The organism is Flavobacterium enshiense, assembly GCF_040750275.1.
GTDB lineage: Bacteria > Bacteroidota > Bacteroidia > Flavobacteriales > Flavobacteriaceae > Flavobacterium > Flavobacterium enshiense_B.
On the sequence record NZ_JBDOCV010000005.1, the window covers coordinates 253691 to 278710 of the forward strand.

Genomic DNA, 25020 nt, shown 5'->3' on the forward strand with positions numbered 1-25020 from the left:
TAATGCGTTTTTTAATTTTCGCTTTAATTTTTCCTTTCGCTGTTTTTTCACAATCTCATGTTCTCACCGGCACCGTCCAAGACAGCCTAAACACCCCTTTAGAAAATGCCAATGTAATTGCCAAGCCCTTACAGGAAAAAGCGAACATCAAATTCGCCATAGCCGATAACAAGGGAAGGTATAAGTTGGAGTTGGAAAAAACAGTAGGCTATGAAATCACGGTATCCTATATTGGTTACTCCGATGCGGTTTTCATGTTACCAGCCAACAGCGAGGTAAAAGAACATCATTTTAAACTCAAAAATACAGGTGAACAACTCAAGGAAATCGTCATCAAGCACGAGTACAAGCCTATTGAAATTAAAAAAGACACGCTTACTTATAGCGTAAAAGCGTTCGCTTCGGGCAACGAGCGAAAAATGAAGGAAGTACTCGAAAAACTCCCCGGCGTCGAAGTCGATAAAAACGGAGGGGTTACTGTACAGGGCAAAAAAGTAACCAAAATGCTGGTGGAAGGGAAATCGTTTTTTGGCGGCGGCTCCAAACTGGCGGTGGAAAACATTCCGGCTGATGCGCTCGATAAAATTGAAGTCATCGACAATTTCAACGAAGTCGGATTCCTGAAAAAAGTGTCCGACAGCGAAGACCTTGCCATGAATGTAAAACTCAAGGAAGACAAAAAGAAATTTGTGTTCGGCGATGTGGAAGCCGGTGGGGAAGTGGCTAATGACAACGGATTTTACCTGCTGCACGCGGCATTATTTTATTACAGCCCAAAAACGAATCTTAGTTTTATCGGCGATATGAACACGGTTGGAAAACGCGCTTTTACTTTTCAGGATTTAATGCGCTTTCAGGGTGGCGCTAGCAGCTTCTTAACCGGAAGGAAATCACTAACCAATCTGTATACTTTTGCCGCAGACAATACCGATGTAACGGAAAACAAATCCCAGTTTACCGCTCTGAATTTCAGTCATGAACTGTCTAAAAAGATTGAACTGTCTGGTTTCGGTATTTTTTCAAAAGTAGTAACCGTGGCTAAAACTGAAACCGAAAACCAATACCTGCAAAATGCAGCCATAACCTTTGAAAGCAAAACACAGCAGGACAACAACGCGTCAGTATTGGCGTTGGGAAATGTGAAATTAGATTATTCCCCAAACAATGCCGGGAAGTTGTATTACAATGCGCAGTATCAGGCGTCGACCAACGATTATCAACGCACTATCAACTCTGTAAGTAATCTGAGTTCCAGTACTTTTGAAGTGTTGCAAGCGGCCGACAATGCCTCGTTGAAGCAATATCTGGAATGGCACAAATCCATCAATTCGAAACATACGACTACCTTTGTTGTAAATCACGCCTATGAAAAGGCAAAACCACAAAACGACTGGCTAACCGACACGCCTTTTTTAGCGGGTTATATTTCATTGGAAGCCGATGTTCAGTATAAAATTCGTCAGGTGAAAAACATTTCAGGAAACAGTATTGATGCGTTGTTTAAGCATTATTGGATTCTGAATAATTACAACCACCTGTATACCAATATCGGTAATAATTTTGGTCGGACTCATTTTATAACTTCGGAACAACAATTACTCTCGAATGGTTCGGTAAATGATTTTGCAACAGCCGGATTCGGAAACGATTTGCAGTATCAGCTGAACGATTTTTATGTGGGGTTAGAATACAAATTCAAAATCGGCAATTGGATTAACAAACCGGGTGTGTATTGGCATCACTATCTTTTAAAAACCAATCAGACGGTTGGCAATAAGACCATAAAAACTAAAATACTGCCGCAATGGGACAGCGAATACGAGTTCAACAAATCAGAAACCTTAAAATTCAAATACCGTTTAAACACTGCGTTTGCCACACCCGAACAAATGGCCGGACGTTTCACCCTACAAAGTTACAATTCTGTTTTCATGGGGAATACGTTGCTTGAAAATGAGTTGTACCACACCGCTTCTTTGCTGTACTCCAAAATGAGTATGTACAAAGGTTTGATGTTGAATGCTTCAACGAGTTTCAGCAAGAAAACGAAAACCTTGCGCAATCAGATTGTTTTGGACGGAATTAACCAATATACTACGCCAACACTCACCGACAATCCGGAAACCAACTGGCGGATGTATGGCGCCATCACGAAACAACTTTATAAATTTAATGTGCGATTCAATACTGCTTTAAATTGGTTTACCTATGTTCAGAATCTGAATGCCGTTACGACAACAAATGAACGCAACAATCAGAATTTAGGGATTTCCGTGCGAACCACATTCAAGAAATTACCGATATTGTCTCTAGGCTATACTAAAGGATTTAACCAAACCAAGGGAATAGCTGTTAATCGTTTTGAAACCGATGCTTTTACCACGGAATTGGAATACAGTTTTTTCGCGAACTGGACTTTTAAAGGGAATTATGAAAACTTCAGCAACAAAAACAGTTTCGGACACCGCAGCCGTTATGAAATTGCCAATGCGTCATTGGACTATCAAAAGAAAAACAGCCCTTGGGGATTTGAACTCTCGGCACAGAATTTCCTGAACAATGGGATGAAAAATAACAATAGCTTTTCGGATTATATGATTAGTGAGCAAACTACTTATGTTTTACCAAGAGTTGTAATGCTTTCGGTTCGTTACAAAATATAGTTATCAGCTACAGTTTTGGTGTTTTAGACAATAATCGCAATAAGAATCTGTTAAAATTGCGAGATAAACAGTTAAAATTTTAAAACCGTAACACTTTCATTAAAAAACCGTAAAATTTTGTAATGGGAAAAATTACCTTTGAAATGTAGATTTAACAAACAATAGTACAAAGAACTTAAGGGTATTAAAATTCACATTTTTTTGTTCTTAAAATTTAATTAAGGTATTGCTATAAGCCCAGCTCATGTTAGTCTTGCTTGATGCCTAGCCTTAATTTTTTTTATAAAAGCGTTAGCATTTTTAAAATGCTAACGCTTTTTATTTATCTGAATATTTCTTTGTTTCAGTACTGTTTTTTGCAATGCGGAATTAAGCATTGCTTTTGATTTCACGCTTATTTAGCAGACTTTATTCTGATAAGGCATTCCATCCTCTGGCTTTCAATTCAATTTTAGTATTCGCGCGTGTTACCAAATGTATGCCTTCACTTTCTTGAGTCATATGACCGATTACCGTAAAGTTTGGATTTCCTTTAATTTTGTCGTAGTCGTCCATTTTGATGGTAAATAACAATTCGTAATCTTCCCCGCCATTGATGGCTACGGTGGTACTGTCAATCTTGAATTCTTCACACACGTTAATCAATTGCGGATCTAAGGGTAATTTGTCCTCATAGACATTACAACCTACATTTGATTGTTTGCACAAATGCATAATTTCCGAGGACAGACCATCTGAAATATCAATCATTGAAGTTGGTTTTATTTCGAGTTTTTCCAGAAGCTCACGAACGTCCACTCGTGCTTCTGGTTTTAGTTGTCTTTCGATTAAATACGTATAATTGTCCAAATCGGGTTGGTTGTTCGGATTGACCAAGAAAACTTGTTTTTCGCGTTCCAAAACCTGTAAACCCATGTAAGCCGCGCCGATATCTCCGGAAACTACTAACAAATCCGTAGCATTCGCTCCTTTGCGGTAGATGATTTCGTTTTCATCTGCTTCTCCCAAAGCAGTGATGGAAAGTAATAATCCTTTTTGAGACGACGTTGTGTCGCCTCCAATTACATCAATGTTGTAAACTTTTGCCGCCAAAGCGATTCCGGCATATAATTCTTCAAGAGCTTCTAATGGGAAACGATTCGAAACCGCAATAGAAACTGTGATTTGCGTTGGTTTCGCATTCATAGCGCAGATGTCCGATACATTTACGGAAACGGCTTTGTATCCCAAGTGTTTGAGTGGCATGTAGGCCAAATCGAAATGAACGCCTTCTATTAGTAAATCAGTAGAAACTACTATTTTCTTGTTCTTAAAATCTAAAACGGCAGCATCATCTCCAATCCCTTTTAAAGTGGAAGTTTGTGTGATTTCGAATTGTTTCGTTAAATGGTCAATCAAACCGAATTCTCCCAATTGGGCAATGCTGGTTCGCTGTTGGTTTTTATCTTCAATCATATTTTTAAGTTGCTAAGCGACAAAGTTTCAGAGTTACTAAGTTTGAATTTGCAAAGGTACAAAGTAATGTTTCAAACAAAAAACCTAACAACTCTCGTCATTAGGTTTTTTAAGTATTCAATTTTTAAATCGTTTAATCATTTAATTTCAGAACCGCCATAAACGCCGATTGTGGAATCTCTACGTTTCCTACCTGACGCATACGTTTTTTACCGGCTTTTTGTTTTTCCAACAATTTACGTTTACGGGAAATATCCCCACCGTAACATTTTGCGGTAACGTCTTTACGCAAGGCTTTGATGGTTTCACGCGCGATGACTTTTGCTCCGATGGCCGCCTGAATCGGAATGTCAAACTGCTGTCTCGGGATCAGTTCGCGCAATTTCTCACACATTTTTTTACCGATATGATAAGCGTTATCCTCGTGAATTAAGGCCGACAAAGCATCTACGTTTTGTCCGTTCAATAAGACATCCAAACGTACTAATTTCGAGGTACGCATTCCAATTGGATGGTAGTCAAACGACGCATAACCTTTGGAAACCGTTTTCAATCTGTCGTAGAAATCAAATACGATTTCCGCCAACGGCATGTCGAAATTCAATTCTACACGCTCGGTTGTTAAATAGGTTTGGTTGGTAATCTGTCCGCGTTTTTCGATACACAAACTCATTACGTTTCCTACGAAATCTGCTTTGGTAATGATGGTCGCTTTAATGAAAGGCTCTTCTACACGGTCCAATTTCGATGGTTCTGGTAAATCCGAAGGGTTGTTCACCACAAACGCTGTGTCCGGTTCTTTTTTGGAATAAGCCAAATACGAAACGTTGGGAACCGTTGTGATTACCGTCATGTCGAATTCACGCTCCAAACGTTCCTGGATGATTTCCATGTGCAACATTCCCAAGAACCCACATCGGAAACCAAACCCTAACGCCGCTGAACTTTCCGCTGCAAAAACCAATGAAGCGTCATTCAGTTGTAATTTTTCCATGGAAGCACGTAAATCTTCGTAATCTTCCGTATCAACCGGGTAAATTCCCGCGAATACCATTGGTTTTACATCCTCAAAACCGTGAATCATATTGGTGGTAGGAGTCTTAGCATCCGTTAAGGTATCCCCCACTTTTACTTCTTTAGCTTCTTTAATTCCCGAAATCAAGTAGCCTACGTCACCGGCAGAAATTACGTTTTTCGGTACCTGATTCAGTTTTAACGTTCCAATCTCATCGGCAAAATATTCGTTGCCCGTTGCCATGAACTTGATTTTCTGACCTTTTTTAATTTCTCCGTTTTTCACACGGAAAATAACTTCAATTCCGCGGAACGGATTGTATACCGAGTCAAAAATCAACGCCTGAAGCGGTTCGTCCGGATTGCCTTCCGGTGCCGGAATACGCTCGATAATCGCGGCTAAAATATTTTCCACTCCAAACCCGGTTTTCCCCGAAGCGTGGATAATGTCTTCTAATTTACACCCTAACAAATCGATAATATCGTCGCTAACTTCCTCAGGATTAGCACTTGGTAAATCCACTTTATTCAAGACCGGGATAATTTCCAAATCATTCTCCAAGGCCAAATATAAATTCGAAATCGTTTGTGCCTGAATACTTTGCGCCGCATCTACAATCAAAAGCGCCCCTTCACACGCCGCAATGGAACGCGAAACCTCATAGGAGAAATCCACGTGTCCGGGAGTGTCAATTAAATTCAGGATGTATTGTTCGCCTTTGTAGGTGTATTCCATCTGAATCGCGTGACTCTTAATGGTAATCCCACGCTCGCGCTCCAAATCCATGTTGTCCAATAACTGGGCTTTTTCTTCACGCGCGGTTACGGTTTGGGTAGCGCCCAACAAACGGTCCGCTAGTGTGCTTTTCCCGTGGTCAATGTGTGCAATAATGCAAAAATTACGTATTTTCTTCATCGTCATTCTGTGTCTTGTTTTTTGGGCGTTACCACAAGGGTCGGGCTTTTCGCTGTATCTTTTGCGCCGCTTGCGCTCTGCAAAAGGATGCCGCTGCAACCCCTAACGCAAACCACCTCTTAAAGGTAGTGAATTAATCGGCAAATATAGTTAAAGTTTTCATTGCAGAACGTACTTTAATCACCTGAAACGTTAAAGCTTAAACCTAAAGTCATAAAAATTTGTAATTTTGCCGCAAAATGCAGCAGATGGTTAAGATTGGCAACATAGAATTACCGGATTTTCCTTTATTATTAGCACCTATGGAAGACGTGAGCGATCCGCCGTTTCGTCGTTTGTGCAAACAACATGGAGCCGATTTGATGTACTCGGAATTCATTTCTTCCGAAGGACTGATTCGTGATGCCATGAAAAGCCGAAAAAAACTCGACATTTTCGATTACGAGCGTCCGGTAGGTATACAGATTTTCGGAGGAGATGAAGAAGCGATGGAAATGTCGGCTAAAATTGTTGACACCGTACAACCGGATTTAGTAGACATCAACTTTGGTTGCCCGGTAAAAAAAGTAGTCTGTAAAGGAGCCGGTGCCGGTGTTTTGAAAGATGTCGATTTGATGGTGCGTTTGACCAAAGCCGTAATCAAAGGAACCAATCTTCCGGTAACGGTAAAAACCCGTTTGGGCTGGGACGAAAGTTCTATTAATATTGATGAGGTCGCCGAACGCTTGCAGGATGTTGGGGTACGGGCTTTAACGATTCACGCGCGTACCCGTGCCCAGATGTACAAAGGGCATTCCGACTGGTCGCACATTCAGAGGGTAAAAGAAAACCCGAGAATTACCATGCCTATTTTTGGTAACGGCGATATTGATTCTCCTGAAAAAGCATTCGAATACAAAAACAAATACGGTTTGGATGGGATGATGATCGGTCGTGCCGCTATTGGCTATCCATGGATTTTCGACGAAATCAAACATTATTTCAAAACCGGAGAATTATTACCGCCGCCAAACATGGAGGACAGAATTCAAGCCGCCCAAAATCATTTAAACTGGTCGATGGAGTGGAAGGGTGAACATGTAGGTATCGTGGAAATGCGCCGTCATTATACCAATTATTTCAAAGGTATTCACGGTTTTAAAGAATACAAACAGAAGTTGGTCACCACCAACGAAGCGGAAAACTTAGCAAAGATTTTTGAGGAAATCCGAGACGTGTATTCGGATTATCAGATGATTTAGAAAAATGAATATAAGCAAACTTTGGTATTTGTTGTTGGGAATCTCAGTGGCTCTGTTACTTGCTTTTGTATTTGTTTTTCTTGGAGCGCTATTAGATGTTAAGTATACTCTCGAAACTATTAGGGAAGTAGACTATAAGGTTGTTGAATTGTCTTATAATCATATTTATGCGTTATCAGGAATTATAGTTTTTCAGTTTTTTATAATTCTATATTTATTAGTTATATCAAAAAATAAAAGCGCTCAATTGTAGAGCGCTTTTTTATTATACTTGTACTTTCTTCCATTTTCCTCTTCGGTACAAAACAATACTCGCCAAGGTAATCGCCGTTTCCGCAATTGGGATAGCCATAAAAACGCCGGTTGGGCCCATTTTTAAATACTTCGCCAACACATACGCCAACGGAATCTGAAACAGCCAAAACCCGAAAAAGTTCACTTTGGTTGGTGTCCAGGTATCACCGGCACCGTTAAACGTATTGATTAAAACCATACCGATGCCGTAAAAAATATAACCAAGACTCATAATCTGAAGCGCTTCCACGGCAATATTACGAATAAGAGCATCTTCCGTGAAAAATGAAATCACAAAGTTGCCGAACAACAAACAGAAAATCATGATAAACGCCATGAAAATTACATTGTATTTTGCTGTGGTAAATACGGATTTCTCGGCACGTTCAATCTGTTTGGCTCCTAAATTCTGCCCAACCAAAGTGGCTGCGGCATTGCTCAAGCCCCATGCCGGAAGAATGAAAAACATCATAATACGCAACGCCGTCTGATACCCTGCTGAGCCGTGATCGCCTCCGGTAGTTGCTACCAATTGCGCCAAGAAAATCCAACTGCAGGAAGCAATTACGAATTGTAAAACCCCTGGTGCTGCAATTTTTACGATGTGTTTGATTTGTTCCCAATCCGGTACAAAATGCGAAAGGACAATTTTCAAAATTCCTTTTCCGTTGAACAAATGATACAGTTGATATAAAACTCCGATGCTTCGTCCAGTGGTGGTAGCAATTGCTGCACCAATCAGCCCAAAGGCGGGAATTGGCCCTAAACCGTTAATGAATATCGGGCATAAAATGATATTGCAAATATTCGCCAACCATAAGCTGCGCATGGCAATCGCCGCATTTCCGGCTCCACGAAAAATTCCATTGATTAAGAATAACAGCATAATGCACAAACTACCACCCATCATGATGCGAGTAAAGTTGACACCGTAATCGGCAGCCTCTTGGGAAGCACCCATCAGCAGTAGAATTTCTTTCGCATAAATAAAACCAAAAATGCTGATAATTGTGTTAATCACAAAGGCAATAATAATTGCCTGCATCCCTGCTTTAGCGGCGGCTTCCGGATTTTTTTCTCCAATTCTGCGTGCTACGACCGCAGTGGCTGCCATACTGATCCCGATGGCTAGCGAGTAAATTATGGTCAATACCGATTCCGTCAGGCCTACGGTTTGGATGGCAAAACTGCTGTGTTCCAAATGACCAACGAAATACAAATCCACCAAGGCAAATACTGATTCCATCATCATTTCCAACACCATAGGTATGGCTAAGAGGATAACGGCTTTTTTAATGCTTCCTTTTGTGTAATCGAAAGATTCGTCACCTTTAATGGCGGTTTTGATAGTCGAAAAAATTCGTGAAAAGCTGTATTTAGAAGAAGTTGCTTCTGTCATGATAAATTAGGATAAAAATTAATACTGTCGAACAAAGGGTGTTCGAGTGAAAGTGAAATGTCCTAATTATCTTCCCGATAATCTTAGGACGTGACAAAAACAATCATGGGCGTTCTGTTATTAGAAAACAAATATATAAAAAATAGGAAACGGAAGTTTAGTCCAATAAATTTTTACTTACCCGGCTGGAAGCAATCCACGAAGCCAGAAAACCAAGCAAGATGATGGTTCCCATAACTATAATGACATTGAAGATTTCGAATTCAATCGGGTAGGCCATACTTGGCGTAATCATGATTAAGGCAAATTTTTGCTGTAAAACCACAAACAGGATTCCTAAAATCAGCCCTAAAAAACCTCCAAAAAAAGTAAGCAAACTGCCTTGCAGTAAAAATATACGGCGCAAATGGCGGATTTCAGCTCCCAAATTGAAAAGGGTTTTCAAATTCCCTTTCTTGTCTAAAATCATCATAATCAAAGCGCCCACCAAATTAAATAAGGCAATGATGATAACTAAAGTGAAAATCAGGTAAATGGCAATGTTTTCGGTATTGAGCATCTTGTGCAGACTGTCATTCAGTGCTGTTCTGGTTTTTACCGTTATTTTGTTGTTGAAAATTTTCTCAATCTCGGCTACTGCCTCGTTTTCTGATGCATTCGGCTTTAATTTGAACTCCATCGCCGAAACCTGATTGGGTTGGTATTGCAATAATTCCTGAGCTAACGGCAAATCGGCAAACACATATTTTTTGTCCAAATCATCGTTGATGGCATAAATTCCAATTGGCGTAAGATACGATTCGTTGAAGGCTTCTTCCGGATTTTCAATCGGGCCTTTTCCGGGTTTCGGCACAAAAACTTCCAAGGCATTGTTGAAATCGAAAAGCCCCATCGATAATTTATGGGTAATACCGTAGCCTATCACCACTTGCGAGGTTCCGGGTTGCAGCCATTCGCCAGCATAAATTTTCTTTTCAAAAGGATTCACCTTCTGGAAGTTAACATCCACACCTTTTAAAAAAGCCACTTCCTGTTTTTCACTGAAGGAAAAAAGTACGCGTTCTTCAATCACTTTGCTGTAAAGTGCAATGGTTTTGGAAGTTGCAAGTTGTTTTTCCTGCGTTTCAGAAACGAAAAACGATTTGCCCTCCACCGGAAAAGCTTTCAAATCCGGATCGGTATCGTTGGCAAACGAAAGGCTGAAGGTTCGCAAGCCGCTAAACACGGAAAGTACCACAAAAAGCGCCATCGCACTTACCACAATGCCAAGAGCGGCAATGCCGGTAATAATGTTAATCGCAGTACTTTTACTGAAACTAACGGTGTAGCGTCGCGCTATGTAGAAAGGAAAATTCAAGGATTAGGATTTCTTTCTTTTGGCTAGTAAATCGCGGTTTTCAATCGGATTTTCTTCCCCTTTTAAAGCGTTGTCAATTTGTTCGATATAATCTAACGAATCATCAATAAAGAACATTAAGTTCGGTACACGGCGTAATTGTTGTTTCACGCGTTGTGCTAAATCATGTTTGATAAGCGGGGTGTTGGTGCGAATCGCATTTAAAAGTTCCGGACCTTTGTCTACCGGGAAAATGCTTAAATATACTTTTGCGATTGATAAATCAGTCGTCACATTCACTTTTGATACGGAAATAATCAGGTTGCTGATGCCGTTTTTACGCACTTCTCCCTGCAAAATATCCACCAAGTCTTTCTGTAAAACCGTTCCGATTTTTTTCTGTCTGTTTGTCTCCATGCTGCAAAAATACGATTTTTTTAAGTTGCAACGTTTTAAAGGGGTTTAGTTTCAAAGTTTTTGTGTAATTTGTCGGAAGCGAAAGGTTGGGGTTTCTTTGGAATCCATTTTCCTGCTGTACACTATATCTCTCCGCTGCGCTGCGAGGATGCCGCTACCATCAGGGCTAGGAGAAAATCCGTTTTAATTTTGCAGACTTTGTGAAAACTTTGCGAACTTTGCGGTTCAATTCATAAGTATGAGAAAAATAGAACATATTGGTATTGCTGTAAAAGATTTGGAGGCTTCTAATCTTCTTTTTGAAAAATTGTTTGGCGCTCCGGCCTACAAAGAAGAGGAAGTAGCAAGCGAAGGTGTGAAAACCTCTTTTTTTATGAACGGTCCAAATAAGATAGAATTGTTGGAAGCCACAAACCCGGAAAGTCCTATTGCTAAGTTTATTGAAAAGAAGGGTGAAGGTATTCATCATATCGCATTCGATGTGGAAGATATTGTTTCGGAAATCGAACGCTTAAAAAAAGAAGGCTTTACCGTTTTGAATGAAACACCTAAAAAAGGTGCTGATAATAAATTAGTTGCTTTTCTGCATCCGAAAGGCACTAACGGGGTATTGGTGGAACTATGTCAAGAAATCACAAATTAATTTTTGTGTAAACCAAAAATTGTGTTAATATTGCACCTCAATAAAGCGCTGCCTTTATTTGAGATTGGCAAATAAAAGCTGTCAATAACCGGTCCTATAGCTCAGTTGGTTAGAGCACCTGACTCATAATCAGGTGGTCCCTGGTTCGAGCCCAGGTGGGACCACAACTGAAACTCTTGTAAAAGAGCCAAAGTGTAATATTAAGGTTGAAATAATGAATTAAGAAAAAATTAAGATTTTTTTTCAAAAAAGTTGTTTTGTAAAAAAATCTTTTTATTTTCGTGAATGGTGTTCAGATGTTAAATCTGAGTAGAGTTTATATAATATTACTGGCAAAAGTTTAAAGGAATATTAAATTTGTTTGAAAAAACGGTTTTCTTTTTTGTTAGGTAATTAATTTTTATATTTTTACGCCCATGAAAAATAACCTACATAAAATAGTATTGAGTTTTGGAGCATTATTAAATGCGTCACTTGTGTTTTCGCAAAGTGAGCCTCCAACGCCACCACCGCCAACACCGCCTCCGGGTTTGCCAGTTGACGCAGGGGTACTGTTGTTGTTGGCAGGGGCCTTAGGATTAGGATTTTATTATTATAAAAATATAAGTACAAAAAAAGCTTCAAAATAATTGAAGCTTTTTTTTATTTAGTTTCGTAATGCCTGCAATCGGGCAACATATTTGCCAATTACATCAAATTCCAGATTTATTTTTGTGCCAACAGTGAAGTTTTTAAAGTTGGTGTGTTCTAAAGTATACGGAATAATAGCGACACTGAATTCGTTTTCTTTTGAATTCACCACTGTTAAACTTACACCGTTTACAGTAATAGATCCCTTTTCAATGGTAATGTTACTTTGGTTTTTGTCGTATTCAAAAGTGAAATAGATGCTTCCCTGCGCGTCTTCAATTTTTTTGCAGATGCCGGTTTGGTCTACGTGCCCCTGTACGATATGGCCGTCCAATCGGTCCCCTAATTTCATGGCGCGTTCTAAATTTACCGCATCGCCGGCTTTCCATTCACCTAAATTGGTTTTTGCTATGGTTTCTTTAATGGCGGTTACGGTGTATTTGTCATCGTTGATGGCTACTACCGTTAGGCAGATTCCGTTATGGGAAACACTCTGATCGATTTTCAGTTCTTTTGTAATGGATGAAGAAAGTGTCACGTGAAGGTTTTCGTTGTCTTTTCGAATCTCTTGAATCGTACCGAGTGTTTCGATAATTCCTGTAAACATAACTAGATTTATTTTGCTAAATTTGCACTTCAAAAGTAGCAATAAATAACGAATCGGAATGGTTAAAAGAGCAGAGAATATAATTGTCGGAATTTCCGTTGGAGATTTGAATGGTATCGGAGCGGAAGTGATTCTGAAAACCTTCGAGGATACCCGTATGCTTGAAATGTGTACACCGGTTATTTTTGCCAATGTAAAAATTTTGTCGTTTATCAAGAAGAATCTGAACCTTGAATCGAATGTTCAGGGCATTGACAAGCTGGAACAGTTAATTCACGGAAAAATTAATGTGTTGAATGTTTGGCGTGAAGGCGTGAATTTGGAGTTTGGGGTAAACGATGAAAATGTAGGGAAATATGCGATTAAATCTTTTGTGGCGGCCACACAGGCACTCAAAGAGGGGTTGATTGATGTTTTGGTGACAGCACCTATTAATAAGTATAACATACAGTCTGAAGAATTTCATTTCCCGGGCCATACCGATTACTTAAATCAGGAATTGGAAGGCGACGCGTTAATGTTAATGGTTCAGGATAATCTGAGAGTTGGACTTTTAACCGATCATGTGCCGGTGAACGAAGTGTCGAACCATTTGACGGAAGCCTTAATCCGAACTAAAATTCAAACCATTAATAAAAGCTTGGTTCAGGATTTTTCCATCAACAAGCCGAAAATTGCAATGTTGGGCTTAAATCCGCATTGTGGCGATCACGGGGTAATTGGAAAAGAAGATGATGAGGTTATTAAGCCAGCGCTGAAAAAACTTTTTGAGGAAGGGATAATGGTTTTCGGACCGTTCTCGGCAGATAGTTTCTTTGGAAGCGGTCAATATGAAAAGTACGATGCGGTTATTGCGGCCTATCATGATCAAGGGCTTATTCCGTTTAAGACCTTGTCTTTTGGAAAAGGCGTGAATTATACGGCTGGTCTTGCTAAAGTGCGAACGTCTCCGGATCACGGAACAGCCTATGAGATAGCAGGAAAAGGGCAAGCGGATTTCAATTCGTTTAAAGAAGCGGTTTATTTGGCCATCGATGTGTTCAACAACCGAAATGAGCATAACGAACTGATTAAAAATCCCTTAAAAACAAAGCAAAAACAGTTATAAACAAAAAAATGTTTACAACTCGTTTGAATTTACAATAATTTTATATCTTTGCACGCTCAAAACTGTTGTTATGAATATTGAGAAAGATTTTTTAATTCCGTTTGTCGGGTTAAAGCAGGGAAAACACCAGTTTGATTATCAAATAGATAAAAAGTTCTTTGAAGCCTTTGATTTCGATGAATATAATGACGTCGCCATCAAAGTGGATTTGGTTTTAGATAAAAAAAGCACAATGCTTGAGCTTGCCTTCAAGCACAAAGGGACCATAAATGTACCTTGTGACTTAACTGGTGAAGATTTTGATTTACTGATAAAAGGAAAACTGAATTTAATTGTAAAATTCGGTGATGCTTTTAACAATGAGAATGACGAGTGGCTGGTACTGCCTCATGGTGAATTTCAGGTAAACGTAGCGCAATATATCTATGAAATGATAGTGCTTTCGGTACCGTCCAAACGTGTACACCCCGGTGTAAAAGACGGAACGTTACAGTCTGAGGCTATCAATAAACTGAACGAATTGGCTCCTAAAGAACAAGTAGAACAAAAAGAAGAAGAGAATACAGATCCCCGATGGGATAAATTAAAACAACTATTAACGGATAAATAACATAGTAAGATGGCACATCCTAAGAGAAAAACCTCGAAAACAAGAAGAGATAAGAGAAGAACGCACTATAAAGCGACAACTCCTCAAATTGCAACATGTCCTGTAACTGGAGAGGCACATTTATACCACAGAGCTTACTGGCACGAAGGGAAAATGTACTACAGAGGTCAAGTTGTTATTGACAAACAAGTAGCGGAAGCATAATCCGGAAAAAAATAGAGAAAACTCTCACTGTGTGGGAGTTTTTTTTGTTAAAACCCAGTCGAAGTAAATTAGTAGGAATAAAAGAATATGGGTTTGGGAATTTTTTTGTAATTTCCACCACTTTTTGAAATCTTTTTTTCGGAAAGAAAAATACAACTTTTATGAATAAAATAACAGCCGCTATTACAGCCGTGGGCGCCTATGTTCCAGACTTTGTATTATCCAATGCAGTTTTGGAAACGATGGTGGATACCAATGACGAATGGATCACCTCACGCACTGGAATTAAGGAAAGAAGAATGCTGAAAGAAGAAGGGCAAGGAACTTCTTTTATGGCGATACGAGCCGCTCAAAACCTAATCGAAAAATCAGGAATTGATCCAAAAGATATCGATTTGGTTTTAATGGCCACCGCAACACCGGATATGCCGGTTGCCTCTACAGGAGTGTACGTTGCCACTCAAATCGGAGCAGTAAATGCTTTTGCTTACGATCTACATGCAGCGTGTTCCAGTTTCCTTTACGGAATTTCTACCGCTTCAGCTTATATCGAATCAGGACGTTACAAAAAAGTATTGTTAATCGGGTCTGATAAAATGTCTTCCATTATTGATTATACCGACCGCGCCACTTGCATTATCTTCGGAGATGGTGCCGGAGCCGTATTGTTCGAACCAAACCAAGAAGGTTTAGGGTTTCAGGACGAATTCTTAAGAAGTGACGGTGTCGGAAGAGAATTTTTGAAAATTGATGCAGGAGGTTCCATTTTACCGGCATCGGAAGAAACCGTGAAAAACAAACAGCACTATGTATTTCAGGACGGGAAAACCGTATTTAAATATGCTGTTTCCGGAATGGCCGATGTGAGTGAGAAAATCATGGAACGCAACAATTTATCAAAAGACGATGTAAATTGGCTGGTAGCACATCAGGCGAACAAACGTATAATTGATGCGACCGCAAACCGTATGGGTCTTGATGAGGAAAAAGTATTGGTAAATATTCATCGTTACGGAAATACTACTTCAGCAACCTTGCCTTTATTGTTGAGTGATTTCGAGAAGCAACTGAAAAAAGGAGATAATATTATTTTTGCTGCTTTCGGAGGCGGCTTCACATGGGGAGCTGTTTATCTGAAATGGGCTTATAACAAACAATAAAACAACCAAAACCAAATTTAGAATAGTATGGATATCAGAGAAATTCAAAACCTAATCAAATTTGTAGCAAAATCGGGTGCTACAGAAGTGAAATTAGAAATGGATGATTTTAAAATCACCATCAAAACCACTGAAGCTGGCGCAGCTGAAACTACGTATGTACAACATGTTCCGATGCAAGCGATGCCTCAGATGGCCGCACCGGCAGCACCAGCACCGGCAGCAGCAGCTCCAGCGGCTCCGGCAGTACCAGCAGCAGACGACAATTCAAAATATATCACCATCAAATCACCAATGATCGGTACTTTTTACAGAAAACCGGCTCCGGATAAACCAATGTTTGTCGAAGTGGGAAGCTCCATTGGAAAAGGTGATGTGGTGTGTGTAATCGAGGCGATGAAATTATTCAATGAAATCGAATCGGAAATCTCCGGAAAAATCGTTAAAATTTTAGTGGACGATGCGTCTCCAGTAGAATTTGACCAACCATTATTCTTAGTAGACCCATCATAAAAAGTTAGAAGTTAGAAGTTAGAAGTTGGAAATTTTTCAGGCTTCATCTTAATTGTCTAATGGACACATTGTCTAATTATCTAATTGAAAGTTATGTTTAAAAAAATATTAATCGCTAACAGGGGAGAAATTGCACTTCGTGTAATCAGAACTTGTAGAGAAATGGGAATCAAAACCGTTGCAGTATACTCAACGGCGGATGCAGAAAGTTTACACGTAAAGTTTGCCGACGAAGCGGTATGTATCGGACCGGCACCGAGTAATCTTTCCTATTTAAAGATGTCCAATATTATTGCAGCAGCAGAAATCACGAACGCTGATGCCATTCACCCAGGTTACGGATTTTTGTCTGAGAACGCCAAGTTCTCAAAAATCTGCCAGGAACACAACATTAAATTTATTGGTGCGTCTCCGGAGATGATTGACCGTATGGGTGACAAAGCTTCCGCAAAAGCTACTATGAAAGAAGCTGGAGTGCCATGTGTGCCAGGTTCTGAAGGTATTTTGGAGTCTTTCGAAGAAGCGCAAAAAATCGCTAAAGAAATCGGTTATCCGGTAATGATGAAAGCTACTGCCGGTGGTGGTGGTAAAGGGATGCGTGCCATCTGGAAAGAAGAAGAATTGCTAAAAGCATGGGAAAGTGCACGTCAAGAGGCAGCTGCAGCTTTTGGTAATGATGGGATGTACATGGAAAAACTTATCGAAGAACCTCGTCATATCGAGATTCAGGTAGTAGGGGATTCTTATGGAAAAGCGTGTCACCTTTCAGAAAGAGATTGTTCGGTTCAACGTCGTCACCAGAAATTAACAGAAGAAACTCCATCGCCGTTTATGACGGATGAATTGCGTGAGAAAATGGGGGAAGCCGCTGTAAAAGCTGCCGAATTCATTAAATACGAAGGAGCAGGAACAGTTGAGTTCTTAGTGGACAAACACCGTAACTTCTACTTCATGGAGATGAACACCCGTATTCAGGTGGAACACCCAATCACAGAACAGGTTATCGATTACGATTTAATTCGTGAGCAGATTTTAGTGGCAGCTGGTGTGCCGATTTCCGGTAAAAACTATTTGCCGCAATTGCACTCGATCGAATGTCGTATCAATGCGGAAGATCCATACAACGATTTCCGTCCGTCACCGGGTAAAATTACGGTTTTGCATTCACCGGGAGGACATGGGGTTCGTTTGGATACGCACGTATACGCTGGATACACGATTCCGCCAAATTATGATTCGATGATTGCCAAGTTGATTACGACGGCGCAAACACGTGAAGAGGCTATCAATAAAATGAAGCGTGCTTTGGATGAATTCTATATTGAAGGTATCAAAACAACAATTCCTTTCCACAGACAGTTAATGGATGAGCCGGATTATGTTGCCGGAAACTATACGACTAAGTTTATGGAAACTTTCAAAATGAAAGAAGTGTAATAAAAAAAGCCCAGTCTTTCGATTGGGCTTTTTTTTATGATTGATTTTTCTGTTTAATGTTTGTGGCTCATCACGATGCTTAACTTTCCACCTTTCATAATGGTGTCATGATCAATGAAATAGTGTTGTAAAGGTTTGCCGTTTAAACTCATACTTTTTACATAAATGTTTTCATCGGATGCATTGAGTACCTCTATTTCAAATACTTTTCCGTTTTCCAGATTCAATTTTGCATACTGCACACTTGGACTTCCTATAGCATATTCATTAGACCCTGGGGCTACCGGATAAAAACCTAAGGAGGAAAAGATGAACCAGGCACTCATTTGACCGCAATCGTCATTTCCGCCAAGACCATCTGGTGTGGGTTTGTACTGCATTTTTAAAATACGTCTTATTTTTTCTTGAGTTTTCCAGGGCTGATTGGTCCAATTGTAAAGATAAGCTACATGATGGGCAGGTTCGTTTCCGTGTACATAACCGCCAATGATGCCGTCTCGTGTGATGTCTTCTGTTTCTGCAAAAAAACTGTCTGGTAAATCCATTGAAAACAGTTGGTCCAGTTTTTTGATGAATTTTTTCTGGCCTCTCATAAGTGTTATTAAACCGGGAGGATTGTGAGGAACAAAAAAGCTGTAATTCCAGCTGTTTCCTTCTATAAAGCCTTGTTCGTGAGTTTTTAAAGCATCAAAATCTTCTTTAAAAGTTCCGTCGGCTGCTTTAGGACGCATAAAACCGATGCTTTTGTCAAAATTATTTTTCCAGTTTTCGGAACGCTTCATGAATTGTTGATAGATAGCCTGTTGGTTTAATTTTTTAGCCAGTTGTGCAATAACCCAATCATCATATGCGTATTCGAGGGTATTGGAAACTGAAATACTGCTTTTTTCGGTTGGAATATACCCGTAGTCAATGTAGTTTCCGATTCCTTCATAATCTCTTTTGTTTGCGGTTGCCACACAAGCTTCCAATGCTTTTAGAGGGTCTCCAGTATACACATTTTTAAGAATTGCATCGGCTACGACCGAAACACTGTGATAACCACTCATACACCAGTTGTCATTGGCATAATGACTCCAGATAGGAAGCATTTTTTGAGCGCTTTGTTCGTAATGTTTGATCATGGAATGTACCATGTCGTTGTTCCTTTTCGGTTGTAGGATGTTAAAAAGAGGGTGTAAAGCCCGGTAGGTATCCCAAAGAGAAAATGTGGTATAATTGGTAAAACCGTCTGCCTGATGAACTTCCTGATCAAGTCCTTTATATTTTCCGTCCACATCCATATAGGTGGTAGGAGCAAGAAATGTATGGTACATCGCGGTGTAGAAATTTTCTTTTAATTCTTTAGTACCTTCAATGGTTACTTTGCTTAATTCGGTTTCCCACAAATCCTGAGTTTGTTTTTTTATGGCCTCAAAATTCCAATGCGGAATTTCGCTGGAAAGATTTTGCAAAGCTCCATTCATGCTTACGGGGGAGAGTGCCATTTTAATTTTGATTTTTTCCTGTTCTTCGGTTTTAAAATCGAAATGAAGACGGATTTGTTTCCCTGAAATTTCCGGAAAGTTTTTGTTTTGGTTGAATTTGCCCCAAAAGCCCCTGTATGCTTGTTTTTCCTCAAAGTTCTTGCTACCGAAACTGATAAACGGTTTTGAAAACGAAAGCGCAAAATACTGTACTCTGTTTTTGGCCCATCCGTTGGTTTGACGGTATCCGGTAATCAGCGTGTCATTTACCACTCGAACATAAGTCCATACATTTTTTTCGGGGTAATTGTAAATGCCGCTCATCAAATCCAAAATAATGTGCGCTTCTTCTGCCTTGGGGAAAGTGTACTGATGAAAACCGACACGGTTGGAAGCGGTCAGTTCAGCTACAATCGAATGATCGTCTAATTTTACTTTGTAATATCCTGCCTGAGCAATTTCGTTTTCATGGGAAAAAGCCGATCGGAAACCAGTGGCGGTATTTTTGGCCACGCCCGGATTTAATTGCAGTTTTCCGGTTGTTGGCATGATTAAAAAATCGCCCAAATCGGAATGTCCGGTACCACTGAAATGAGTATGGCTAAAACCAACAATGGTTTTGTCATCGTATTGATAACCCGCACAATATTTGTAGACTTCCGGGTTGTATTTTCCGTTGAAGGAATAAGGAATAGTGTCAGTATCAGGACTGAGTTGCACCATACCGAAAGGAGCAGTTGCGCCGGGATAAACATGTCCCATACGCTGTGTGCCGATAATCGGTTTTACAAATGAAATAAGGTTTTTGCTTTTTTCCTGTGAATGAACTAGAGTGGAAAAAAAACACATCAACAGGAGAATCAGTCTTTTCATTTTCTTGAGGATTGGTTGACAGGTAATAATTACAAACACAACGTTTTAGTCGGTTTGTTTTTTATCGTATACTAAAGTACAACTTAAGCGTTTAAATCTGTATGACAAGTAAAAAAAATCCCGAAGTATTAACTCCGGGATCTTAATATGGTTATGTCATCAGTTTGTGCCATTTGGCTCTTGTGATGATTGGGTTATTAGATGTTTAGCTTTTTTGCGATAACAGCAGGTACTCCTTTTTTGTGTAACATGATCGCTGTTGCTTTGTATTTAGCGAACTCTTTGCTCATGTATAAATACCCTTTGTAATCGTTAGTCGTTCCCCAAGAGTTTTTCACGATGTAGTATTCTTTACCGTTTTGGTCTTTTGAAATTCCTACGATGTGCATACCATGATCGTCTGTAGTAGTATAGTTGTCGAATGCTTTCTGACGCATTTCTTCGGTTACCGTCATTTCTTTTTTCGGTCCGTTAAACATATCGGCTTTTTCTTCAGCCGTCATGTCCTCGAATTTTTTCTCAGGAACGAAAGCTACACCGTTTTTCCAAGAGAAGCTTTTCTCGCTAACGTCACCAGCCCAAGCTACAGAATAACCATTTTTCAAAGCATGGTCGATGGTTTCGGTTAATTCGTTCATTTTTACGTTGTACACTTGATCGAACGACCAGTTATCCGGTACCATCAAAGTGAATTTGGTATAATATGGGTATTCCTGTAAGGATGAAATTTCTACATAATCATCGCCGTTGATGCCCACAACTTCTTTAGCAAAAGTTTCCGGGGTATAGGTTTTTCCGTTGTATTGGAACGATTTTGGCGCTTGTCCTAAATACGAATCGATAACAGCGGTATAGGCTTTTTCCCAGTTTGGTGTTAATTCCCCGTTCGGATTGCTAACTACGGCTTTCAAAACACCTTCTGTTAAAGCAGCCATTTCCGCGAATTTATTCTTATCTGTACCATAGTTCAATCCTGTGTAAACCGATTGTGGAACAGCACCGTATTTTTTGTACATGTTGATGACATCGTGAAAAGCACCACCGTCACCTAAAGCAACAGAACCGTGCATCTTTACGTAGTTTCTTCCTTTTTCGATATAAGCGTTACGAGCTGAGAAAATCTGAGACAATTCCACCGGTTTTTTCCCCATACGGATCATTTCAGACTCTAAGAAAGAATTCGCAGAATAACTCCAACAGGTCCCGGAAGAACCCTGGTTTTTTACGGAAGTATTTTCAATGTTGATAACATCAGCGAATTTGTAAAGTTCTTTACTCTTTTCACTCGCATTAATTTTTAACGAGTTTACTAAGTTGTCTTGCGCAAATCCGGAAGCCACACTCACAATCAACGAGGAGGCTACAAGAAAAGGTTTAATGGGTAATGATAACATAGATTTATTTTTTGGTTTATTCAATATGTTTGGTAAAAGTATAAAATGTTACAGCACAATCATGATTTTAACAACATTTTAGGTTTTAATCGGTAAAAAAAATCCCGATGTAAACATCAGGATTTCAGAGTATTATAAGGTTTCTTTTAACCATTTGAAGAATTCACGTTGCCAAACCAAAGCATTTTGTGGTTTTAAAACCCAGTGATTTTCTTCCGGGAACAATACGAAGCGGCTTTTAATGCCTTTTAACTGCGCGGCTTGGAAGGCTTCCTGTCCTTGTCCAATCGGTACGCGGTAATCTTTTCCGCCCTGAATAATCAAAATAGGGGTATTCCAGTTGTTCACCATATTGATGGGGTTAAATTGGGAATACGCTTTCTGTGCATCGGCATTGTTTTTTTCCCAATAAGCCCCGCCATGATCGAAATTGTTGAAGAAAACTTCTTCGGTAGTTCCGTACATGCTTTGTAAGTTGAAAACCCCACAATGTGAAATGAACGTTTTGAAGCGGTTCTTGTGGATTCCGGCCAAGTAGAATACCGAGTAGCCACCGTAGCTTGCTCCTACAGCTCCTAATCGGGTTTTGTCTACGTAGGATTCTTTGGCCACATCGTCAATCGCCGACAAATAATCGTCCATAACCTGTCCGCCCCAGTCTTTACTTATGTCTTCATTCCATTTTACGCCATGACCCGGCATTCCGCGACGGTTTGGTGCTACCACAATATACCCTTGTGCTGCCATTGTTTGGAAATTCCAACGGTAGGAATAATATTGGGTTAAGGCACTTTGAGGACCACCTTGACAGTATAATAAAGCCGGGTATTTTTTGGTTTTGTCGAAATTTGGAGGCAGGATTACCCAAACCACCATTTTTTTACCGTCAGTAGTAGTAACGTAGCGTTTTTCAGTTTTGCTTAGCGCTAATTTGCCGTACGTTTCGGTATTTACATTGGTAATTTGTTTCCAGTCTTTTTTCTTAAAGTCATACGAATAGATTTCGGAAGCGTGGTTCATGTCGTTTCGTGCCACAATTACTTTTCCTTCTGTAAATCCAATGATTTCCGTTACATCAAAATCGCCGTTGGTAATTTGTCTTACGGTAACTGCAATTTTAGTAAGGCCAGGGAAATTTACTTCAAACAATTGTTTGGTTCCGTCAGTAGCAGCAATGAAATAGACTTTTTTACCGTCATCACTCCATTTAAAGCTTTCAACGGTTCCGTCCCAACCACCCGTTAAATTGATGTCCATGCCTTTGAAGCGAACGATGATGTCGTTTTTATCGGCTTCATACCCATCACGTTTCATTTGCAGCCAAGTCAGGTTTCCGGTTGGCGAATATAAAGGATGCGTGTCGTAACCTAAATTGCTTTCGGTAAGGTTTTTGGTAGTTTTGGATTCTATATTGTATTCGTATAAATCGGTGTTGGTACTGATGGCATACTCCGTTCCGGCTTTCTTTTTGCACACGTAAACGATGCTTTTTCCATCCGGTGACCAAATGTAATCTTCGTCGCCACCAAAAGGTTTTTGCGGAGCATCGTAACTTTCACCTTTCATGATATCTACAGGAGTGGTTTTGTCGTTTGCGTTGGCATCAGCATAGAATACGTGATTAAACGTGCCGTCGCGCCAAGTGTCCCAATGACGGTAATCCAATCCGTTGTAAACTTGAGCATCCGCTTTTTTTAGTTCCGGATACAAATCTTTACCTAAGATTTTTTCCACTTTTACTTCTTTGTGGGAAAGTAAGTGTTTACCGTCTGAAGATACGTTTTTGTTTTTTACCAGATCTTTAGTATCGGCAACTTCAACTGCAGTACCGCCACCAATAGGAATGGTGTAAAATTTTGTATTCGATTTGTTTTCCTCCACGGAAGGTGTGGCAACTTTATAAACGATGTTTTTTCCGTCTTTAGAGATCCCAATTGGAGTCAAACGACCTAATTTCCATAAAAGTTCAGGTGTCATGACCTCCTGGGCAGCAGCTGATAATCCCATTATTCCAAGAGTTAAAATAAGTAACTTTTTCATTTTGAATTTTGTGTTTTTGAAAGAACAGCTAAAATAAGGATTTTATCATTAATGAAGATTCGGAATGCTATTTTAACAAAAAAGGCCTTCTGTTGAGAAGACCTTTTAAGTTGAAGAATGTTCATTTATTTTTTAATGAAACGTTTTGTGATTACGTTGTCATTGTCTGAAATTTCCATAATGTAATTTCCGCTTTCCAAGCTTGATACATCCATAGTTCCGTTGTTGAATTTTCCGTTCATAATGGTTTGTCCTATTAAATTGTATACTCTGAAAGTGGCATTCTCCGTAACCTCTGTAACATGCATTGTGGTTGTTGCAGGGTTTGGATATAATTTTACGGCAGCAAGAGGGTTGATTGCAATGCTTTCTTTTGCTGTAGCCGTAATGTTAACCGTGTAATCTTCCACCTGACCGTAAGAGAACGCTTCACATGAAGTTGGTACACCGTTGTATTTCATGGAAACACGCATTCTTACTGCGCCAATTGTAGCCGTTGCAGGGATGGTGAATGTTCCGGAAACCGGAGTTGTTGTAGAAGCCGTTTTGCTCCATACCAATTCTCCAGCGTCTGTGAAAACACCATTGTTGTTGTAGTCAATCCAAACGGCGTAACCCTCAGGGTAAACACTTCCAGTCCAAGTTGGAGTGATCGTAATGGTTTGTGATGCACTACGAGCAGCAGCAGTAGATAAGGAAGTGAAATTTTCATATCCTGCAGTACCTGTGGATGCGTTGTTGATAGTTCCTATTTGAACTCTGCCGATTCTTTCGTCTGCAGTACTGTTTCCTTGTGAAGTACAGTAGGTTACCGTTGAAGATAATGTAGTTACATTCACGGTGTTGCTTGACGCAGATACATTTCCGGCAGCGTCTTTAGCTCTAACTGAGAAGGTGTAAGCAGTTGCAGCCGTTAAACCAGTTACATTATACGTTGTAGAGGTCACAGTTCCTAATAAGGTAGTTCCTCGGTACACGTCATATCCGGTTACACCAACATTGTCTGTTGCTGCAGTCCATGATAAGTTAGTTGAAGTTTGAGTTGTTCCCGAAGCAGTTAAGCTTGTCGGAGCTGTCGGAGCAGTGGTATCGGCTGTTCCGGTTACTAAATTAACTGTATAATCTTCTACCTGACCATAATCGAATGCTTCGCAAGACGTTGGAATAGCGTTGTATTTCATCGAAACACGCATTCTTGTGCTACCTGTAGTTGCTGTTGTTGGTACAGTGAAAGTTCCCGAAACCGGAGTAGTAGTGGAAGCAGCATTGCTCCATACCAATTCCCCTGCGTCTGCGAAATCTTTATCGTTGTTGTAATCAATCCACACCGCATAACCTTCCGAATAAGTACTAGAAGTCCAAGTTGGCGTTATGGTGATTGTAGTGGAAGCACCTTTGGTAAGGTTGGTGGAGATCGAAGTGAAATCTGTATATCCAGTACCTCCAGTTGAAGCATTGTTGATGGTTCCGATTTGGACTCTTCCGATTAACTCATCCGCAACACTATTTCCTTGTGAAGTACAATACACAGCAGTAGCAGCTAAAGTGGTTACATTCACCGTATTGCTTGACGCTGATGCATTTCCGGCAGCATCTTTAG

General features: G+C 39.9%; 20 protein-coding genes and 1 tRNA gene. 11 read left to right on the top strand and 10 right to left on the bottom strand.

The features are described 5' to 3' along the window. Nucleotides 1-2: 2 nt before the first annotated feature. Entirely contained in the window at nucleotides 3-2663 is a 2661-nt protein-coding gene (locus ABGT15_RS10355) for a carboxypeptidase-like regulatory domain-containing protein (protein ID WP_367231351.1), read from the top strand. A 408-nt stretch (nucleotides 2664-3071) separates the two neighbouring features. On the opposite strand, the gene thiL is transcribed toward ABGT15_RS10355, so the two are convergent. Together thiL and lepA are read right to left on the bottom strand one after the other, a co-directional pair. Next, nucleotides 3072-4118 (bottom strand): thiamine-phosphate kinase, encoded by a 1047-nt coding sequence (thiL, locus tag ABGT15_RS10360; protein WP_367231352.1) that lies wholly within the window; start codon nucleotides 4116-4118, stop codon nucleotides 3072-3074. Nucleotides 4119-4251: 133 nt separating this feature from the next. Then, nucleotides 4252-6048, bottom strand: a complete 1797-nt coding sequence (gene lepA, locus ABGT15_RS10365) for a translation elongation factor 4 (RefSeq protein ID WP_367231353.1) — start codon at nucleotides 6046-6048, stop codon at nucleotides 4252-4254. A 248-nt stretch (nucleotides 6049-6296) separates the two neighbouring features. Between lepA and dusB the strand changes: the two genes are divergently transcribed. Then, nucleotides 6297-7289 carry a tRNA dihydrouridine synthase DusB gene (dusB, locus tag ABGT15_RS10370; RefSeq protein WP_367231354.1) on the top strand — a complete coding sequence of 331 codons (993 nt, stop codon included), beginning with the start codon at nucleotides 6297-6299 and terminating at the stop codon, nucleotides 7287-7289. Nucleotides 7290-7554: 265 nt separating this feature from the next. Here the strand turns inward: dusB and ABGT15_RS10375 are convergent, their stop codons facing one another. From ABGT15_RS10375 to rbfA, 3 genes are all read right to left on the bottom strand, one after another. After that, nucleotides 7555-8982: an MATE family efflux transporter gene (locus ABGT15_RS10375; protein ID WP_367231355.1), complete on the bottom strand. Its 1428-nt coding sequence runs from the start codon at nucleotides 8980-8982 to the stop codon at nucleotides 7555-7557. A 157-nt stretch (nucleotides 8983-9139) separates the two neighbouring features. Beyond that, complete coding sequence (locus tag ABGT15_RS10380; protein WP_367231356.1) at nucleotides 9140-10339, bottom strand: ABC transporter permease; 1200 nt, start codon at nucleotides 10337-10339, stop codon at nucleotides 9140-9142. A 3-nt stretch (nucleotides 10340-10342) separates the two neighbouring features. Further along, entirely contained in the window at nucleotides 10343-10735 is a 393-nt protein-coding gene (gene rbfA, locus ABGT15_RS10385) for a 30S ribosome-binding factor RbfA (protein WP_367231357.1), read from the bottom strand. Between the two features lie 238 nt (nucleotides 10736-10973). Between rbfA and mce the strand changes: the two genes are divergently transcribed. The 3 genes from mce to ABGT15_RS10400 all read left to right on the top strand — a co-directional run bounded on the left by mce (nucleotide 10974) and on the right by ABGT15_RS10400 (nucleotide 12007). Then, on the top strand, nucleotides 10974-11378 hold the full coding sequence (gene mce / locus ABGT15_RS10390; protein ID WP_367231358.1) for a methylmalonyl-CoA epimerase: 405 nt from the start codon (nucleotides 10974-10976) through the stop codon (nucleotides 11376-11378). Nucleotides 11379-11468: 90 nt separating this feature from the next. Beyond that, nucleotides 11469-11542 (top strand) — tRNA-Ile (locus ABGT15_RS10395). Nucleotides 11543-11794: 252 nt separating this feature from the next. Further along, nucleotides 11795-12007, top strand: coding sequence for a hypothetical protein (locus ABGT15_RS10400; protein ID WP_367231359.1), 213 nt, complete (start codon nucleotides 11795-11797; stop codon nucleotides 12005-12007). Between the two features lie 17 nt (nucleotides 12008-12024). Here ABGT15_RS10400 and ABGT15_RS10405 read toward each other — a convergent pair whose 3' ends face one another. Then, entirely contained in the window at nucleotides 12025-12615 is a 591-nt protein-coding gene (locus tag ABGT15_RS10405; protein ID WP_367231360.1) for a riboflavin synthase, read from the bottom strand. 58 nt (nucleotides 12616-12673) lie between these two features. Here ABGT15_RS10405 and pdxA point away from each other — a divergent pair, with 58 nt between their 5' ends. The 6 genes from pdxA to accC all read left to right on the top strand — a co-directional run bounded on the left by pdxA (nucleotide 12674) and on the right by accC (nucleotide 17647). Next, on the top strand, nucleotides 12674-13723 hold the full coding sequence (gene pdxA, locus ABGT15_RS10410; RefSeq protein ID WP_367231361.1) for a 4-hydroxythreonine-4-phosphate dehydrogenase PdxA: 1050 nt from the start codon (nucleotides 12674-12676) through the stop codon (nucleotides 13721-13723). Nucleotides 13724-13793: 70 nt separating this feature from the next. After that, nucleotides 13794-14333 carry a YceD family protein gene (locus ABGT15_RS10415; RefSeq protein ID WP_367231362.1) on the top strand — a complete coding sequence of 180 codons (540 nt, stop codon included), beginning with the start codon at nucleotides 13794-13796 and terminating at the stop codon, nucleotides 14331-14333. A gap of 9 nt (nucleotides 14334-14342) precedes the next feature. Then, a complete protein-coding gene (gene rpmF / locus ABGT15_RS10420; RefSeq protein WP_081694205.1) occupies nucleotides 14343-14537 on the top strand; it encodes a 50S ribosomal protein L32 in 195 nt (64 codons plus the stop codon). Between the two features lie 161 nt (nucleotides 14538-14698). Further along, complete coding sequence (locus tag ABGT15_RS10425) at nucleotides 14699-15697, top strand: beta-ketoacyl-ACP synthase III (protein ID WP_367231364.1); 999 nt, start codon at nucleotides 14699-14701, stop codon at nucleotides 15695-15697. Between the two features lie 27 nt (nucleotides 15698-15724). Next, nucleotides 15725-16210, top strand: a complete 486-nt coding sequence (accB, locus tag ABGT15_RS10430) for an acetyl-CoA carboxylase biotin carboxyl carrier protein (protein ID WP_367231365.1) — start codon at nucleotides 15725-15727, stop codon at nucleotides 16208-16210. Between the two features lie 93 nt (nucleotides 16211-16303). Then, complete coding sequence (gene accC, locus ABGT15_RS10435; protein ID WP_367231366.1) at nucleotides 16304-17647, top strand: acetyl-CoA carboxylase biotin carboxylase subunit; 1344 nt, start codon at nucleotides 16304-16306, stop codon at nucleotides 17645-17647. Nucleotides 17648-17700: 53 nt separating this feature from the next. On the opposite strand, the gene ABGT15_RS10440 is transcribed toward accC, so the two are convergent. From ABGT15_RS10440 to ABGT15_RS10455, 4 genes are all read right to left on the bottom strand, one after another. After that, nucleotides 17701-19986, bottom strand: a complete 2286-nt coding sequence (locus ABGT15_RS10440; protein ID WP_367231367.1) for a GH92 family glycosyl hydrolase — start codon at nucleotides 19984-19986, stop codon at nucleotides 17701-17703. A gap of 197 nt (nucleotides 19987-20183) precedes the next feature. Next, a complete protein-coding gene (locus tag ABGT15_RS10445; RefSeq protein ID WP_367231368.1) occupies nucleotides 20184-21380 on the bottom strand; it encodes an aminopeptidase C in 1197 nt (398 codons plus the stop codon). Between the two features lie 132 nt (nucleotides 21381-21512). Beyond that, a complete protein-coding gene (locus tag ABGT15_RS10450) occupies nucleotides 21513-23420 on the bottom strand; it encodes a S9 family peptidase (RefSeq protein WP_367231369.1) in 1908 nt (635 codons plus the stop codon). A gap of 125 nt (nucleotides 23421-23545) precedes the next feature. Beyond that, nucleotides 23546-25020, bottom strand: a 1475-nt coding sequence (locus ABGT15_RS10455; protein WP_367231370.1) for a GEVED domain-containing protein, incomplete at its 5' end; no start/stop codon positions are given.